This window comes from Pseudomonas mandelii (assembly GCF_006438925.1).
Taxonomy (GTDB): Bacteria; Pseudomonadota; Gammaproteobacteria; order Pseudomonadales; family Pseudomonadaceae; genus Aquipseudomonas; species Aquipseudomonas mandelii_C.
This window is the reverse complement of the sequence record NZ_RCZA01000001.1, coordinates 543937-559949: the sequence shown is the minus strand read 5'-3', so window position 1 is coordinate 559949 and position 16013 is coordinate 543937. Positions and strand designations below refer to the sequence as shown.

General features: G+C 58.3%; 12 protein-coding genes. 10 read left to right on the top strand and 2 right to left on the bottom strand.

Annotated features, from left to right (window positions below):
• Positions 1-90 precede the first annotated feature (90 nt).
• The 5 genes from EAH74_RS02650 to EAH74_RS02630 all read left to right on the top strand — a co-directional run bounded on the left by EAH74_RS02650 (position 91) and on the right by EAH74_RS02630 (position 3595).
• Positions 91-261 carry a rubredoxin gene (locus tag EAH74_RS02650; RefSeq protein WP_046045006.1) on the top strand — a complete coding sequence of 57 codons (171 nt, stop codon included), beginning with the start codon at positions 91-93 and terminating at the stop codon, positions 259-261.
• 20 nt (positions 262-281) lie between these two features.
• Positions 282-1430, top strand: a complete 1149-nt coding sequence (locus EAH74_RS02645; RefSeq protein ID WP_140675639.1) for an NAD(P)/FAD-dependent oxidoreductase — start codon at positions 282-284, stop codon at positions 1428-1430.
• Positions 1431-1622: 192 nt separating this feature from the next.
• Positions 1623-1898, top strand: a complete 276-nt coding sequence (locus tag EAH74_RS02640; protein WP_003213368.1) for an HU family DNA-binding protein — start codon at positions 1623-1625, stop codon at positions 1896-1898.
• 41 nt (positions 1899-1939) lie between these two features.
• Complete coding sequence (locus tag EAH74_RS02635; RefSeq protein WP_140675636.1) at positions 1940-2227, top strand: hypothetical protein; 288 nt, start codon at positions 1940-1942, stop codon at positions 2225-2227.
• Between the two features lie 93 nt (positions 2228-2320).
• Positions 2321-3595 (top strand): glycoside hydrolase family 68 protein, encoded by a 1275-nt coding sequence (locus tag EAH74_RS02630; RefSeq protein ID WP_140675633.1) that lies wholly within the window; start codon positions 2321-2323, stop codon positions 3593-3595.
• Between the two features lie 447 nt (positions 3596-4042).
• On the opposite strand, the gene EAH74_RS02625 is transcribed toward EAH74_RS02630, so the two are convergent.
• The gene (locus EAH74_RS02625; protein ID WP_140675630.1) at positions 4043-4438 is read right to left on the bottom strand and encodes a DUF6124 family protein; all 396 of its coding nucleotides are present in this window, start codon (positions 4436-4438) and stop codon (positions 4043-4045) included.
• 510 nt (positions 4439-4948) lie between these two features.
• Here EAH74_RS02625 and EAH74_RS02620 point away from each other — a divergent pair.
• From EAH74_RS02620 to EAH74_RS33265, 4 genes are all read left to right on the top strand, one after another.
• A complete protein-coding gene (locus tag EAH74_RS02620) occupies positions 4949-6949 on the top strand; it encodes a type VI secretion system tip protein VgrG (protein WP_140676148.1) in 2001 nt (666 codons plus the stop codon).
• Positions 6946-7812 carry a DUF4123 domain-containing protein gene (locus EAH74_RS02615; protein WP_140675625.1) on the top strand — a complete coding sequence of 289 codons (867 nt, stop codon included), beginning with the start codon at positions 6946-6948 and terminating at the stop codon, positions 7810-7812. Before EAH74_RS02620 ends, EAH74_RS02615 begins: the two co-directional genes overlap by 4 nt.
• Entirely contained in the window at positions 7809-11435 is a 3627-nt protein-coding gene (locus EAH74_RS02610; RefSeq protein WP_140675622.1) for a toxin VasX, read from the top strand. The genes EAH74_RS02615 and EAH74_RS02610 overlap by 4 nt, the downstream gene beginning before the upstream one ends.
• A 463-nt stretch (positions 11436-11898) precedes the next feature.
• The gene (locus tag EAH74_RS33265; RefSeq protein ID WP_240050473.1) at positions 11899-12549 is read left to right on the top strand and encodes a hypothetical protein; all 651 of its coding nucleotides are present in this window, start codon (positions 11899-11901) and stop codon (positions 12547-12549) included.
• A 257-nt stretch (positions 12550-12806) separates the two neighbouring features.
• On the opposite strand, the gene EAH74_RS02600 is transcribed toward EAH74_RS33265, so the two are convergent.
• Positions 12807-13772 carry a helix-turn-helix domain-containing protein gene (locus tag EAH74_RS02600; RefSeq protein WP_140675616.1) on the bottom strand — a complete coding sequence of 322 codons (966 nt, stop codon included), beginning with the start codon at positions 13770-13772 and terminating at the stop codon, positions 12807-12809.
• A 674-nt stretch (positions 13773-14446) separates the two neighbouring features.
• On the opposite strand from EAH74_RS02600, the gene tssA reads away from it, so the two are divergent.
• Positions 14447-16003: a type VI secretion system protein TssA gene (gene tssA / locus EAH74_RS02595; RefSeq protein ID WP_140675613.1), complete on the top strand. Its 1557-nt coding sequence runs from the start codon at positions 14447-14449 to the stop codon at positions 16001-16003.
• The last annotated feature ends 10 nt before the right edge of the window (positions 16004-16013 follow it).

The window sequence follows — 16013 nt, the reverse complement described above, 5'->3', positions numbered from 1 at the left end:
ATCAGTACAAAGCGCCCCTGAGCCGGACAGCAGCGCTTCACCAATCGACCGTTCGCGCCAGTAAGAATCTGATTCCTGAGGATGAACCGAATGAAAAAGTGGCAATGTGTGGTTTGCGGCCTGATCTACAACGAAGCTGAAGGTTGGCCGGATGATGGTATTGCCCCAGGCACCCTGTGGCAGGACGTGCCGGAAGACTGGTTGTGCCCGGACTGCGGCGTGGGAAAGATGGATTTTGAAATGATCGAAATCGCTGCATAAAACAATTAGAGGAGTAAGGAATGAACGCACCTGTCGTGATCGTCGGCACCGGGCTGGCCGGCTACAACCTGGCCCGGGAGTTTCGCAAACTCGATGGCGAAACCCCGCTGCTGCTGATTACTGCCGATGACGGACGCTCCTACTCCAAGCCGATGCTCTCCACCGGCTTCGGCAAAAACAAAGACGCTGACGGCTTGAGCATGGCCGAACCCGGCACCATGGCCGAGCAGTTGAAGGCCGAAGTGCGTACACACACGCGCATCAGCGGCATCGACCCTGGCCACAAGCGCTTGTGGATCGGAGAGGAAGCGGTGTTTTACCGTGACCTGATCCTCGCCTGGGGCGCGGAAACCGTGCGAGTGCCGATCGAAGGCGATGCGGCTGACGCAGTCTTCCCGATCAACGATCTGGAAGACTACGCACGCTTTCGCACAGCGGCGGCCGGCAAACGTCGCGTGTTGCTGCTCGGCGCCGGCCTGATTGGTTGCGAGTTCGCCAACGATCTGATCCTTGGCGGTTACGAGGTGCAACTGGTTGCACCGTGCGAGCAGGTCATGCCGACCCTGTTGCACCCGGCGGCGGCCGCTGCGGTCCAGGCCGGGCTGGAAAGCCTGGGCGCACGCTTCCACCTCGGGCCGGTGCTCAATCGCTTGCAGCGCGTTGCTGACGGACTGGAAGCGCATCTGTCCGATGGCCAGGTGATCCCTTGCGATGTGGTGGTGTCGGCCATCGGGCTGCGTCCGCGCATCGACCTGGCGGCTGCGGCCGGTGTGCAGGTCAATCGCGGCGTGGTGGTCGATCGTCAGTTGAAAACCTCTCACGCCAATATCTATGCCCTGGGCGACTGCGCCGAAGTCGATGGGCTGAATCTGTTGTACGTGATGCCCCTCATGAGCTGTGCGAGAGCGCTGGCTCAGACCCTCGCCGGAAACCCGACGGCGGTGAGTTATGGCCCGATGCCCATCACCGTTAAAACGCCGGTCTGTCCCTTGGTGGTTTCACCGCCGCCACGGGGTTTGGAGGGCGTCTGGACAGTCGAAGGGCAGGGTGCGGACATCAAGGTATTGTGCCGCGATGCCAGCGGCAAACTGCTGGGTTATGCCCTGACAGGCGCGGCGGTGATGGAAAAACTGGCCCTGAACAAAGAGCTTCCGGCACTGCTGGCGTAAATACCGGTCGTTCTGTCGGAATCACCCCTCTTTTGCCCCTACAAAGGTCGCGCCGAGACTGGCGCGGCTCTTCGCTGCGTGCCATCCTCACTCCCGTCTGCCGCAGAGTAGAGCATCTGCGGCGCTTTGGGCGCTGTTCCAACGAGAACAGCACGGACATAACAACAAAAAACCGTCAAAGGGGCTTCACTAATGCGTAAACCAGAACTCGCCGCTGCAATTGCTGAAAAAGCAGACCTCACCAAAGAGCAGGCCAACCGCGTTCTCAACGCCGTTCTCGAAGAAATCACCGGCGCTCTGCACCGCAAGGACAGCGTCACGCTGGTGGGCTTCGGTACCTTCCTGCAACGCCACCGCGGTGCCCGCACCGGCAAAAACCCGCAAACCGGTGAGCCCGTCAAAATCAAGGCCAGCAACACTGTTGCGTTCAAGCCAGGCAAATCGTTGAAAGACAGCGTTAATCCGTAACACGCACCGACTTCCCGCGTAGCGCGGGAGCGGGATAAAAAATGGGCACGCCAACTGGGTTGGGTGCCCATTTTTTTTGGTTCTTCACAGCCTTGTTGGGCTTTGCGCAGGATGCGCTGACTCAGTTGACCGATCCGCCCAGTCCCTGCTTCCGCCCGTTGCATCAGCTACGCATACCCTCGACCGACCAGCGGTTAAACGCGCGTGTTTTGCAGGCAACGTCGCCGATCTGGCTGAGAAAAAACTTCTATAAAAATCGCAAGCTGAAACGTATCAGCTTCAGAAAAATATTAAATTATGCACAAATGCATTTTTTTCTTGACCCATAAGATTGAGTCTCTTAAGGTTAATTAGCTGTATGTGCATACAGTATTTTTTGATCAATATTTATTCGAATCCATTCATGGACGAGGCATTACCCTATGAAAAGCAACACTGAAAAATTCGGCAAAACGCCCCATCAATCCAGCCTCTGGACCCGCGCTGATGCGCTGAAAGTCCGCGCGGACGATCCCACCACCACCCAACCGCTGGTCAGCGCGGATTTCCCGGTATTGAGCAACGAAGTGTTCATCTGGGACACCATGCCGCTGCGCGACATGGATGGTAACGTGACGTCCGTCGATGGCTGGTCGGTGATCTTCACCCTGACTGCCGATCGTCATCCAAACGACCCGGAGTACATCGACGAGAACGGCAACTACAACATCACCCGCGACTGGAACGATCGCCACGGTCGGGCAAAGATGTACTACTGGTTTTCTCGTACCGGCAAGGACTGGAAACTCGGCGGCCGTGTGATGGCTGAAGGGGTTTCGCCGACCGTTCGCGAATGGGCCGGTACGCCGATCCTGTTGAATGACCAGGGTGAGGTGGACCTGTATTACACCGCCGTCACCCCGGGCGCGACCATCGTCAAGGTGCGGGGCCGGGTGGTGACCACCGAACATGGCGTCAGCATGGTCGGCTTCGAGAAGGTCAAGCCGCTGTTCGAGGCCGACGGCAAGATGTACCAGACCGAAGCACAGAATTCCTTCTGGGGCTTCCGTGATCCATGGCCATTCCGCGACCCGAAGGACGGCAACCTGTACATGCTGTTCGAGGGCAACGTGGCCGGCGAGCGCGGCTCGCACAAGGTGGGTGAAGCGGAAATCGGCGATGTACCGCCGGGTTATGAAAACGTCGGCAACTCGCGCTTCCAGACCGCCTGTGTCGGCATCGCCGTGGCCCGTGACGCGGACGGCGACGACTGGGAAATGCTACCGCCGCTGCTGACCGCTGTGGGGGTCAACGACCAGACCGAACGCCCGCACTTCGTGTTCCAGGACGGCAAGTACTACCTGTTCACCATCAGCCATACGTTCACCTATGCCGATGGTGTGACCGGGCCGGACGGGGTGTACGGTTTTGTCGCGGATTCGCTGTTCGGCCCTTACGTGCCGTTGAACGGTTCCGGCCTGGTGCTGGGCAACCCGTCTTCTCAGCCGTTCCAGACCTACTCGCACTATGTGATGCCCAACGGCCTGGTGACCTCCTTTATCGACAGCGTACCGACCGACGAAACCGGCACGCAGATTCGTATCGGCGGCACTGAGGCGCCGACGGTGGGCATGAAGATAAAAGGGCAGCAGACGTTCGTGGTGGCCGAGTACGACTACGGTTATATCCCGCCGATGCTCGACGTCACGCTCAAGTAATAGCGATACAGGGCTTTCAGGCCGCGGGTTTGAGGTCGATGAAAAAACCGTTGTGGATATGATCGAGATATCCCGCCTGATTCACTGCGACGTTGCTCGCAAGCCCCATTGAACAATGTGTAGTAACAGCCCTTCGTTGCTGGTTGCAAGGATGCAGCCAGTAACGGGTATCTTCCCTCCGCTACCGCCTCCTGTTCGTCAGGCCAGCATTTTGCCTCGCGTTTCCTTCAGATTCGCAGTCACCCGCGACACCCTTGCCTCTGGCGAACACCTCCTCTTGCCGGGTGTGTAAATGGCTTCTACCTCCAACTCACCACCACAGTGAGCCAAACAGCGCCAGTCACGGCGCTACTCGCCATGCCTGGCGCACCAATAAAAAGGTTCTTCACGGTTTTCCGGGGAAGAACCATTTTTTTATGGGGGGCGGAGTACTTTTTTCTTGGTCGATCAACTGACTCGGCTTTGTTTCCTGGCGAGAATCGCCGCTATCTCCGGCTCATCCAGATGATCCAGCATTCGCTCCACCAACAAATGCACGCCGTCGGCCATGCGGCTGAGCGCCAGGGCTACGGAGCGGCGGGAACCGTCCACATCGTCGGCGAGGTTGGCGGCGATGGCGCTGATGGACAGCAAATCTTCCGAGGCATTGGCGAGAAGGGTTTCAGGGTTGATACCCGGGCAGACGCTGAAGAGCTGGCCGTTGCGTTTTGGTGGTTTGGGGTCGGCTGGCGGGAAGTGATGGTCGAGGGCGCGCTCGGCGGCTTCGTTGAGTTTGTTTGAGTCGGGGCTTTCGTAGGGGGAGACCGGATCGGTGTCGGGTGGGTTTGGTGTGACCTTGAACATGATCTTCAATTCCTTGAATGATGCTGACAACACTTCGCCGACTAAACGAAGGGGTGGCAGCTGTACGCAGGTTAGTCGGACCGGGGAATTGAAGAAGCCGGCGCACCCGAAGGTGCCCTACGCACAGCCACCATCAAATGCAGGTAGGAAATACCTGTCTGACAGAAGCTTGTGCATCTTCAATTACCAGCGAGCGACTAAACCCGATCACTGATGGGCAGTGACAGGAACCAAGTTACCGACCGCCCCCAAGGCGCACAAGCCGGCGGATTCTGGCGTAGCCGTAGGCAACGACGCAAGGTGTTGTAGCTTGCAGGAAGTAACCTTGAGCCGTTTTAAACAAGCGCTGTCGAGCGGTGTTTAACTTCCGAAAATGTTGGCGGGAAACGATATTCGACAACTATTCGGCTTAACGGAAGCGTCCTACGCTAAATATCGATTCGTCTGACTGCGCCAATTTGTAGATCCACGCAAAGTCCCGTGCTTACAAATAGACACAGGGACATGTGGATGCTCAGCGAGGCCAAGCAGGTCGTTTTCAAACTCGACATTGAAGGTTTCCCCCACGACCTTCAGGTGCTCGAATTCCGCGCCAAGGAGAGGCTCAACCAACCCTACGCAGTCAAACTCGAACTGGTCAGCGAACGCCCCGACCTGGACCTCGAGTCTCTGCTGCATCGCCCGGCTTTTCTGCGCTTCGGTCCTGACGGCGCCGGCATTCACGGGCAGGTCTATCAAATCGCCCAAGGCGATTCCGGCAAACGCCTGACCCGCTATCAAATCACCCTGGTGCCCCGGCTTGCCTACCTCGCCCACTGCCACAATCAGCGCATTTTTCAGCACCTGAGCGTGCAGCAGATCATTGCAAAAGTACTGAAAGACCAGGGAATGCAGCCCGATGCCTGGCGTTTCCAACTAAGCGCCGAGTACCGGGCACGGCTCTATTGTGTGCAGTACGAGGCTGATCTGCATTTCCTGCAAAGGTTGTGCGAGGAAGAAGGTCTGCACTTTCATTTCGAGCACAGCCCCGACGGACATGTGCTGGTGTTCGGCGACGATCAAACCAGCTTCTCGAAACCCTCCCAGTCAACCGCGTACAGGCCAGGCAGTGGCATGGTCGCCGAAGCGCCGGTGATCGACCGTTTCAAGCTGCGACTGGAAACCCGCCCGACCCACGTCAGCCGTCGTGATTACGACTTCGAGAAACCGCGTCTGGAACTGGAAAGCGAGGCCAAAAACCCGCTGCTGCCGCACCTTGAGGATTATGGTTTCCCAGGTCAATTCACCCATCGTGAGCGCGGTAAACATCTGGCCAATCGGGCACTGGAACGTCACCGCGCCGATTACCAGCAAGCCGAAGGGCGCAGCGATCAGTGCGCCATGCGTAGCGGCCATTTCGTCGACATGTCCGAACACCCCCGCACTGACTGGAATGGCCTGTGGCTTCTGACTGAAGTCGAACATGTTGGCTTGCAACCCCAAGTGCTTGAGGAGTCGATTACCGATGCCAGTCCGCAGGACGGTTTCAGTCAGGGCTACCGTAACCACTTCGTCGCGACACCTTGGGACGTCATATTCAGGCCGGCTCTTGAGCACGCCAAACCGCGAATAACGGGCAACCAGCATGCCATCGTCACAGGCCCGCCCGGCGAAGAGATCTACTGCGACGAGTACGGCCGGGTCAAGGTTCAACTGCCGTGGGACCGAGAGGGTCAGCGCGACGAACAATCGAGCTGCTGGCTTCGGGTCGCTACCGGTTGGGCCCATGACCGTTATGGCAGCGTCCAGATCCCCCGGGTCGGCATGGAAGTGCTGGTGGGGTTCACCGATGGCGACCCTGACAAACCTTTTATCCTCAACTGTCTGCCCAACGCCTCAACTCCAGTGCCACTCGATTTGCCGGCCGAGCACACCCGCAGCATTTTCCGCAGCCAGAGCAGTCCCGGCGGGGGCGGTTACAACGAGTTGCGCATCGAGGACAAAAAGGGCGCCGAGGAGATTGCCCTGCGTGCCCAGCGCGATTTCGTCCAGCTCGTCCTCAACGACGAGCGCATTCAAGTCGATAACCAACGCACCGTGGTGGTCGGCGGCATCGCCAGCCACGACCTGCGTGGCGAAGAACAGCACCTCACCCACGGCAACCGCTTGACCGAACTCAAACAAAACGATCACTTGCTGGTTCATGGCGATCGCCATATCCGAACCACCAATCACCTGCTCAGTGCCACTCGGCACATTCACCTCAATGCAGACGAACAAGTGGTCATCGACGGTGGTCAGCGCGCGGCGATTCAGGCTGGCGGTCATTGGCTGACGATAGGCCCGGAAGGCATTTTCAGCAGCGCACCTATTGTGCAGGGCGGCGCCCCGGCCGTGGGCATGTCGACTGAGCCTTTGATGCCGGGCGCCTTGCCTTTGTTGAAAGTGACGTTCGATGCGGTCCAGCAACGTCATGCGCTGATTTCAACCCGCGCCTCGCGCTGCCTGATTTGCGAGGCCGCCCAAGCATGAATCTCTCGACCTCTCTGCCTGAAGACCTGCCATGGAGCGAGCAACAGGCTTTCCTGTTGCTGGACGGCGCGACCTTGAGCGATTTGCCGGATCGCTTGAAGCAACTCAGTCCGGGTGCAAGCACTGTTGCGCTGTATGACAGTGCGCCGTTCACTGCGCTGCAGGATATCTCGCCGCTGCTGGTGGCGATCGAACAACCTGACGAGCCGATCTTTCAGTTCTATCTGCAACAGGCGCATGAAGAGTGGGGCGTGCTGTTGTTCAGTCCCGAGCCTGCGCATGGCGTTGCTCAGCATTTGCGCAAACTGCTGACGGTTGAAATGCCAGAGGGCCTGCCGGTGATTTTGCGACTGGCCGATGCCGCCGTGGCGCGTGCCCTGTTCGGCAGCGGCGATGAGCGTTTGTTTGGTCCACTGTCCTGTGTGGTAACGGCCGATAACGTCGGCGCGAATTGGCATCGCCACCAACCCCGGTCGTCCGAGCGTCCTGACCTGCCGACGCCCTATCGCCTGAGCCCTGAACAGAATTCGGCGCTGGACCACGCTGATCGGCGCCGCGTATTGCTCGAACTCGACGCTCACCTGCTCGCTCACTTTCCCGAACGTTATGGCGGTGAAACCGTGGCCCAGCGTTGGCCAATGCTCGAACAAGTGGAGGCCGAGGCCGGCGCCTTGGGCGTGAGCAGCCAATCCGAGCTTTTCCACTACGCCAACGTCATGGCCTGGCTGGACGGCTCACCGCTAGACCAGCATCCGCAGATCAACGGGTTGCTGCATACATCATCACTGCAATCACTCGGCGAGCGTGTGGCGCTGGCCGCTGATCTGGCCCAGCGCTGGGCCAGCCAAGGAGGACGCTCATGACCCACCTTGCGAACCTTGCTGCGGCTGCCGCCTCCAAATCCCCCATCGGCTCTCTGGGTGCCTGCCCCTTGCGCCAAACCCACGTACAGCTGCTGCCCTTGCGTTACGGGCTGGTGGAAAAGCCCCTCGACCCGAGTGCGGAACTGAAGCTGCCGTATGCCCTGACGACCCGCCCGTTGGGCATTCGCATGCTGCGCGATGGCTGGTTGTACGTCATCGACAGCGTCACCGGCCACCTGCACGAATATCAGGTACTCAACGGACTGGTCAGCGCCTTGCTGCACAAGGGCGCCAAGGTCGATGGCGATCAGCGCACGCCCATCGAAGAACGTCCCGCACTGGTGTTTTCAAGGCGCAGCACCTTGCATGTGAGCTTCGCCGAAGTGCAGTGGACGGCGGCCAAATGCACGCAAGTGCTCGACAGCCGCGAGGAACGCGAACACTTCATGCAGGCCGTCGATCTCGGCCCGGTGCATTGCCAGACCGGTGGCGGGCATCTGCTGACGGTCGCGCAAGGCAAGCAGTGGCTGGCGGAGATTGCGACGGTTTCGGCCCGGCAGGCGCAAGCCGCCCAAGACCGCGCTGAACAGGAAGCCGAGTCGCCGCCGGACGCCGTTCTATTGCCGACGTTGCACGTCAGCGACGCCCCCGCGCACGAACGTGAACCCTATCTGTGGGAGCAGCCGCGACGCTTTCGCGAGGCGCACATCGGTGAGTTTCTCGGGCGGGTCCGCCCGGCTTATCAGGACGACACGCTGTTCCTCGTGGTGCAGGACGACCTCGGCGTGCTGCGTGATCTGGCCGAGTATCAAGACACTGTGGTCGGCTGGGTCGATACCTGGAGCAATGCCGACCACAACGAACGTAATTATTTGCTGGCTTGCTACATCGAATCCTTGAGCCAGCTCAGTCCCGCGGATATCGGCAACCTGGCCGACGCCAGCGACGACCCGGCGGTCAATGCGCTGCTCGTCGATCTACAACAGTTGCCTGAACCAACCCGGGAACACATGCGCAAAGCCTTGCTGGATTACCTGAACAAGGGCGGCAAGGTCGAGCCTGTCGACGTACCAGCCCCCCTGGAGCTGGTGCAGCTGCGCAAGGAAGCCAAAGCCGAAGTCCAAGAGATGCTCAAGTATCAGGGGGGGACTCCAGACATCACTGCACACAAGCGCGCCATTGAAGACGCGGACCGCAGTTACTACACCCGCCAGCACTTTGCGATGGCCCCCACCGACTTCGTTGAGCAGCACCTCAAAACCCTGATCAAGCTCGGCAAGGAGCAAAACAAACGCATTGAGGACGTGATCGAGGGCTCCGATTTCACGGGCAAACGCGGGATCAACGATTTCATCGACCGCCCCGCCATGGACGACGCGTTGTTTCAGCACCGCGCAGACCTCGGGCGCTGGAACCGCTTGCTCGAACGCATCACCGCTGACCGTACGATGCTGGTATGTTCGGGGCGTTACCATCGTTCGGCCTGGTACTACGACGCGCGCGAGCCGCAGCAATTGGCCGAGGTCTTCGCTGCCGAATACGCCTGCATCAAAGACATCTGCCGCAGTGACCACGCAAGCAAAGAAATGCTGGGCTATCTGGAAGAACACCCGGAGTTGACGCGGTCCCCGTTCTATACCTTGCCGCTGCGCGTCAGGCCCGAGCTGCTGGTGCAATACAGCCTGTTGTCCAATGCGGGCGCCGGCCTGTTAAGCAAGCTGCCCCAATGGTTGGAAGCCCTGCGAAAAATCGAACAACCGCACCTGCCGGCCCTCGACGATTTACCCGAACACACCCGCGCCATGGCCGACGCGGTGCAACACAGCTACAGCCCAGCGTTGAACCTGGGCCTGAGTCGCGCGCTGGAAGGCTTCGATTTGGCGGGTGGGAAAGTCCCCGACCTCGACGAACTATTCCGTCATCTGCCCAAAGCGCTGCCGGCACGGATTCTCGATGCGGCGAAAACCACCGGGGTGACCTTTACCATTGCCACCCCGGGGGAACACGCGGCGCTGCAAACCGACATCAAGGACGTGCTCAGGGAGCGCGCTTACCAAAAGAGTTTGACCAGTGAGCGCAACCGGCTTACCCACAATAAAAACCAAGCGGGGCACAAAACGCCACGCGCGGTTGAATTGCAAACCGAGATCGTTCGGGTACGTGCGGAGTTGACTCAGCTTGAAGGCCGACTGGCGGATGCGTTGAGCCCGATTGCTGAGTTGCCGGATGGGTCGGTGCGCACGTACGGTGCTACGCCGGCTCGGGCGGGGGTGACGGTGGTGTTTCCACCGGCGCAGCAGCAGGAGGTGAGGAGTTTGCTGAAGAACATTCGGCTGGGGATTCAGAGCGTGCCGAAGGCAGACTTGATCAAGAGCGAAGGGGTTGGGTTGTTGGTGTTTTTGGCGCAGGCGGTGAATTTGGTGGTGGTCTTCAAAGAGACAATCAAGCAGGCAGGAAACAAACGATCTATTGGACCATTGTTGAGTGCGGCGGCGGCCACAGGTGCCGCAGGGTTTGCCGCAGCACAGAGCCTGGCAGACACCGCTCTGAAGGCCCGTAGCGATAAGCTGGTCTGGGCAGCTCAACATCACGCCTTGGAGAGTGTGCATGTGCAAATGGGGAAGATGCATGTGGGACTGGGTTTCGTTACCTACGCGCTTGGTTTTGCATCCTCATTGGCCAGCCTTAATACCCAACAGCAGAATTGGCAGCAAGCAACGCGCAGCGGCAACCGCGCGGCCCAAAGCAGTGCTGCTCTGGCTACAGTGGGTGCAGCCGGCATGACAGCTGTTAATGCTTATGGCCTTAGTCATACTGTCCACGCCACTTTTAAAGTAGTGACTGCAAGGAGTGCCGCGGCACGCACAGCCGCTTGGGCCGCAGCCGGTACACGCCTGTCTACTGTGTTTTTCCGAGTCAACCTGGCCGGCTTCCTGTTTACCGTATTGGAATTCGGCGGCACCTGGCTGTTCAACCGCTACAACATCAGCGCTCACGACAAATGGCTCAAAACCACGCCATGGAGCCTGGACAGCGATGAACGCGGTAACTACACCCTGGATCAGTACCAACGTTACCTCGGCGATTTGCTTCACGCCCCTTCGGCACAACTTGGCTTGAACAAGCATGATTCATTGCTGAAGAACCTGTTTTTGCGCGCCAAACCCAGTGATATACATCTGACGCTGCCGGGGGTGAAACTGAGCGACTTCCAGCCGCCGTTAAGCGGTAAACCGTCTCACCGCCTGGGTATCGGCGCCCATCGGCTTTTCCGCCCCCTCGACAGCCGCGGTACGGCGCGTGAACGCAAGGATGTGATCAGCGACGAAGTGACGGACAGCCTGCTGGTCGTGCAAGCAGACCCGCTGATTGTATGTCTGCAATATCCGCTGAATCGTAATGCACCGATGGCGCCTGTGGTGGAGACACTGGAACTGGGGGTGTGCGTGCAAATGTTGAATGCCAAAGGAGAGTGGGTCTCTCGCACTCACGTCATTCATCTCAATCCTCGGGGCGAAGGCCATTTTCCTTCGCTTCCGCCAAAATCAGTCACCGAGCCTCCGCCCCTGTTGCTGGTTGAAACCCATTTGCTGGAGCCGGTCGACCATGCCCAAAAACCTTGATAACCCCGCGCCGACACCGCACCTTGGGCAATCGCGCAAAGCCGGAGATGTCGAGCCCTTTCCAAGCGGGAAGATCACCTATCTCGCCCCGCTGCCGCTTCCGACACCACTGCCGCCTAATGGCCCTCATATCGGGGAGTTGAATGAGGTGTACATGGACTTCGGTTTGGGATCGCCAGAGGTGTTCTCATGGCAAGTCATATTAGGCGGACCATTCACTCTTGCCTGTATGTTTGCTTTCCTATTCCCGTTGTTCAGCTTTTTTTTCGGCCTCGTTTTGGGATACGAGTGGCTTTATTCATGGGAGTTCGCGATTGATGTTTTTTTTGCTGCCTCTGAACTCGGACTGGTAGCCGCTTCTCTTACCCTATTCATCGGCCTCTGCGTCTGGCTCCACAACCACAACAAACGCGCCGAAATCATCCCCACCCGCTTCAACCGTCAACGCCGTGAAGTCTGCTTCATGCCCGAGGACGCCACCGAACCGGTCTTCGTCCCCTGGGAGTCGCTCTCGGCCTGGGTCATCGAAGCCCAAAACGCCACCCAGTACGGCATCCGCCGCCAATACGGCATGGGCATCGGTTTCCAGCACGGCGAGACCCTGACCAGCGTCGAATTCCCCTGCACCGGCCTGCCCATCGCCATCAGCCATTGGGAAGCGATTCGCGGCTACATGGAATTCGAAGTCAACGACCTCAAATCCATCCAGGACCCGCAAGACCTGCAAGGCCCCGACGACCCACCCCACGAAGGCCTGCACACCTTCCACAACGCCCGCGCGCGCATGCACCAGCAAATCCGCGACGGTTCACGCAACCGGCTCTCGGGATTTTTCTGGTACCTGTACCACGTCATGACGCTGTGGACGATTCCCAACTACCTGACCGAATGGGAAATCCGGCGCATCAAAGCCATGGGCCAACACACGTTGCCCGAGGTGATGCGCCAATGGTCAGAGCCGTTGCCAAAGGAGCAATGGGCCAAGCCAAGCGAAGAACTGCTGCGCATGAGCGAACAAGTACGAGCACTGCACAAGCGACAGCCAAGACGAGCCATTACCGAGATTTTTGCCGAGGTTCAACGATTGAATCCGACCGACAAACGTCGTGCATGAGTTGTAGAGACGTGCTTGAAGGCCTGGTTTTCAGTGGTAACTCTCGCAGGCGGAGGCGGTGTTTCCACCGGCGCAGCAGGACGTGAGGAATTTGCTGAGAGAATATTCGGTTGGTGGTTACAGAATGTTGTTTCCACGAACGAAGCAGGCGTAGCAATCAATACGTTAAGAGAGGGCCTTCGTACTGTCGTTCGGACAATTAGCTGACAACAGTGAGAGTCTTTAATGTCGTCGCAGCCGTGTTGCTCGAAATGTCTTCAGTGCTGCTTGCGCAAGCGCTTTGGTGGAACCGAATACCGCCGATTTGAATCAGTGGAATAGCGAGAACCGGTTACAACCTCCAATTGCCCGCCTTCACGCACAAAATCACTCACCTCCTTAACCCGGCGGCTACGCAGCCAGGTAATCCACTGGATCAACTCGGTATATCCCTGCTGTTCCAGCATCTGGGTAAAACGCACTTGCCAGCGCTTGCAGGCATTTCCGCAAAGCCCCGTACGGCGTTGCAAATCAACCACGCTTTCGCCATTGATCACCCCTTGAGCTAAACCCAGCCAGTGTTCCGGATAACCCAACCGGGACAGTACCGTGCCACGCAGTAAGCTCAACGTGCTTGAGCAGCCAGAACAGTAGAAATTGGGACGCCGCTCATCGACGCGCCGCATTTGAAGCGAGCCACACCTTGAGCAAACAGCCTGTTGAGTCGTCAGTAAATGCTTTAACCCACTCAGGAACGCCTGGGCCTGGGCCGCAATATGCGGCGGCGGTTCCAGATCGGTTCGATCTTGTCGCGCAGACCACCAGTGATACAACGCTGGAAATTCTTTAGCCATTACCGCTCGGCAGGGTTTAATCCAGCGCCACGTGGTACTGGGGGAAATGCCCAGCGCTTTGGCAATATTGGGCATAGGCCAGCCTGCTAGAAGGTACTGTCCGTAGGCGGACCACAGGTGCATAAGCCCGTACCCCGAAAATGGGTTTTTCGACAGGCAGTTAAAGCCTTTATTGCAAGCTGCACAGCGGTAAAACGGAAGACGCAGGTTTGGCATGGCCTCCAGTCTGAAGCGTGGATGACCACACTGCGGACATTCGACCGGTGATTTATTGGGTAGCTCGTGCAGATAACGGATAAATGCATCCGCCTGACTGTGCAGCTCGATGGGCAGGCAACTGTGGTAGTCAGGTGAGACTGCCAAGTTGCCAGCATTAGCCGGTGCGAACATGCGCTTATCCTTTTGCTTTTTTAGCTCGTCCTTAAGCCGAGAGAGAAAAAATCGTGACGCCCGAGTCGTGCCTGGCTCGAGCAGGTCGCCAAAATGCCGTGCACGCTAACAAGGCATCCAAAGTATTGATGTAGGAGGGATCTTGAAGCCCGATATGAAATTTCCGCGATACCGGAAGTTCCATTTTGGAACTTTGTTTGAAATATAAAAATGCCATCACAATGATGGCACTTTTCTTATTGGCTGTTGTCGCTCGTCGTTTAACTCATGAATATCGGTAACATTTAGGAATAGTCCTACATTCATAATTTTGTATTTTTGGCATGCTTCGCGCCTGTCTCAGGGGCGAATCGGTAATGAATACGGCATTTATTAAGGTGGAGGGGCTGATGGCTCTATCTCAGTGGTTTCAGGCCATTAGGTCGAGCGATGAATTGTTAAGCGGATATCAGGGATCCCCCTGCTACATATAGGGACATCTCCTACGAGATAAAAATACACTTCGTCTTGTTGTTTAATCAGATGCTTGCTAGTGGCCATCATTGTGATTACGATGCGCGCACTTGAAAGAGCACGAACTCAATTGGATGAGACTCATCGCAGCTCTTTGATTCTGTCTCGCGTCGTTGGAACTCCAATGGACGTATGACTGTAATCCTAACTAAAGGCCAGGGATGTCCTACTCAAGCAAACTTTCCGCTCATTACCTCGAACTCGCAAAAGCCTCTGTTTCCAAAGAGAATTTCGCGGGCGAGGACGTTCGCTTTTCGAGCGAATATGAGGCGCTGGAAAGCGAGCTGGGCAAAGCCCAATCCATGCACGAAAGCGGTCAGATCGACTGGCTGAAAATCCGCGAAAACAGTGAAAACCTGCTGCGCACCCAGTCCAAGGACTTGCGGGTTGGTGCCTGGCTGACCTGGGCCCTGTACCAGCGCGAATCCTTCCAGGGGCTGCTGGCCGGCCTCGGACTTTTGCACCACCTGTGCGAGAACCACTGGGCCGAGGTTCATCCCAATAAGGCCCGCACCCGCTCCGCTGCCGTCAGTTGGTTGGTACCGCGTCTTGAGCAGGTGCTGACCGAAAACGTCGCGATCAAAGAGCAGTTGCCGATGTTCCGGCGGCTGGTCGAACACCTTGAAGGTCTCGATGCCGCTTGCACCGAGCACTTGGGCGACGATGCGCCGTTGTTGCTGCCGATCTCCCGCCGCTTGAAAAACATGGTTCAGCGCGCCGCCGACAACCAGCCGGAGCCCGGCGTGGTCGGCGCGGCGGTGGCTCAGGTCAAACAAGCCGCCACGCAACTGTTCACCCCCGGCGCACCGATCGACAACGAAAAAGAAGCCCATAAAGCCCTGCGCGCCCAGCAGGAAAGCGCGCGGCCGCTGTGTGCCTGGTGGCTCAAGCAGAAAGCCACCGACCTGCGCGCCTTGCGCCTCAATCGCACACTGTTGTGGTTGCCCATCGACGCGGTGCCCGAGCGCAACGCCGAGCAGATCACCGTTCTGCGCGGTTTGCCCGCCGACAAGCTCAAGGCTTACCAGGACCGTTACGACCAGGCCAAATACGCCGATCTGCTGGTGGAACTGGAGGCGAGCCTGGCGAAGGCGCCGTTCTGGTTCGATGGCCAGCGAATGGTCTGGGAGTGCCTCCAGGGGCTCAACGCCGAGATGGCTATGCGCGAAGTGGAAATCCACTTCGCGCTTTTGATTCAGCGCCTGCCCGGCATCATCGAATTGCGCTTCCATGACGGCGCGCCGTTCGCTGATCCGGCCACCCGCGCCTGGGTCAGCGCCCACGTCATGCCACATCTGCAAAGCGCCAGCGCGCCGCGCAAGGTCGAAGTCGCCGACACCCAGCCAGCCTGGGAACTGGCCCTGGAAGAAGTCTTGCCGATCCTGCGCAAGGACGGCCTCAAGGCCGCCGTGCAGATCCTCAAGCAAGGCCTGCAAAGCGCCCAAGGCGGACGCGCCCGGTTCTTCTGGCAGTTCGCCCTCGCGCGGCTGTGCTTCATGGCCAAGAAATACGAACTGGCCAGGACCCAACTCGAAACCCTGGACCAAACATTACAGGACTCAGGCCTGAACGCCTGGGAGCCCGATCTTGCGCTGGAAGTGCTGCATTTACTGCATAGCTGCTGCGAGTTGTTGCCGCAGAACCATGCCGTACGTGAACGCAAGGAAGAGATTTATCGCAGGCTGTGCCACCTCGATCTCGAAGTGGTACTCGAATAGGCCCCCGGGC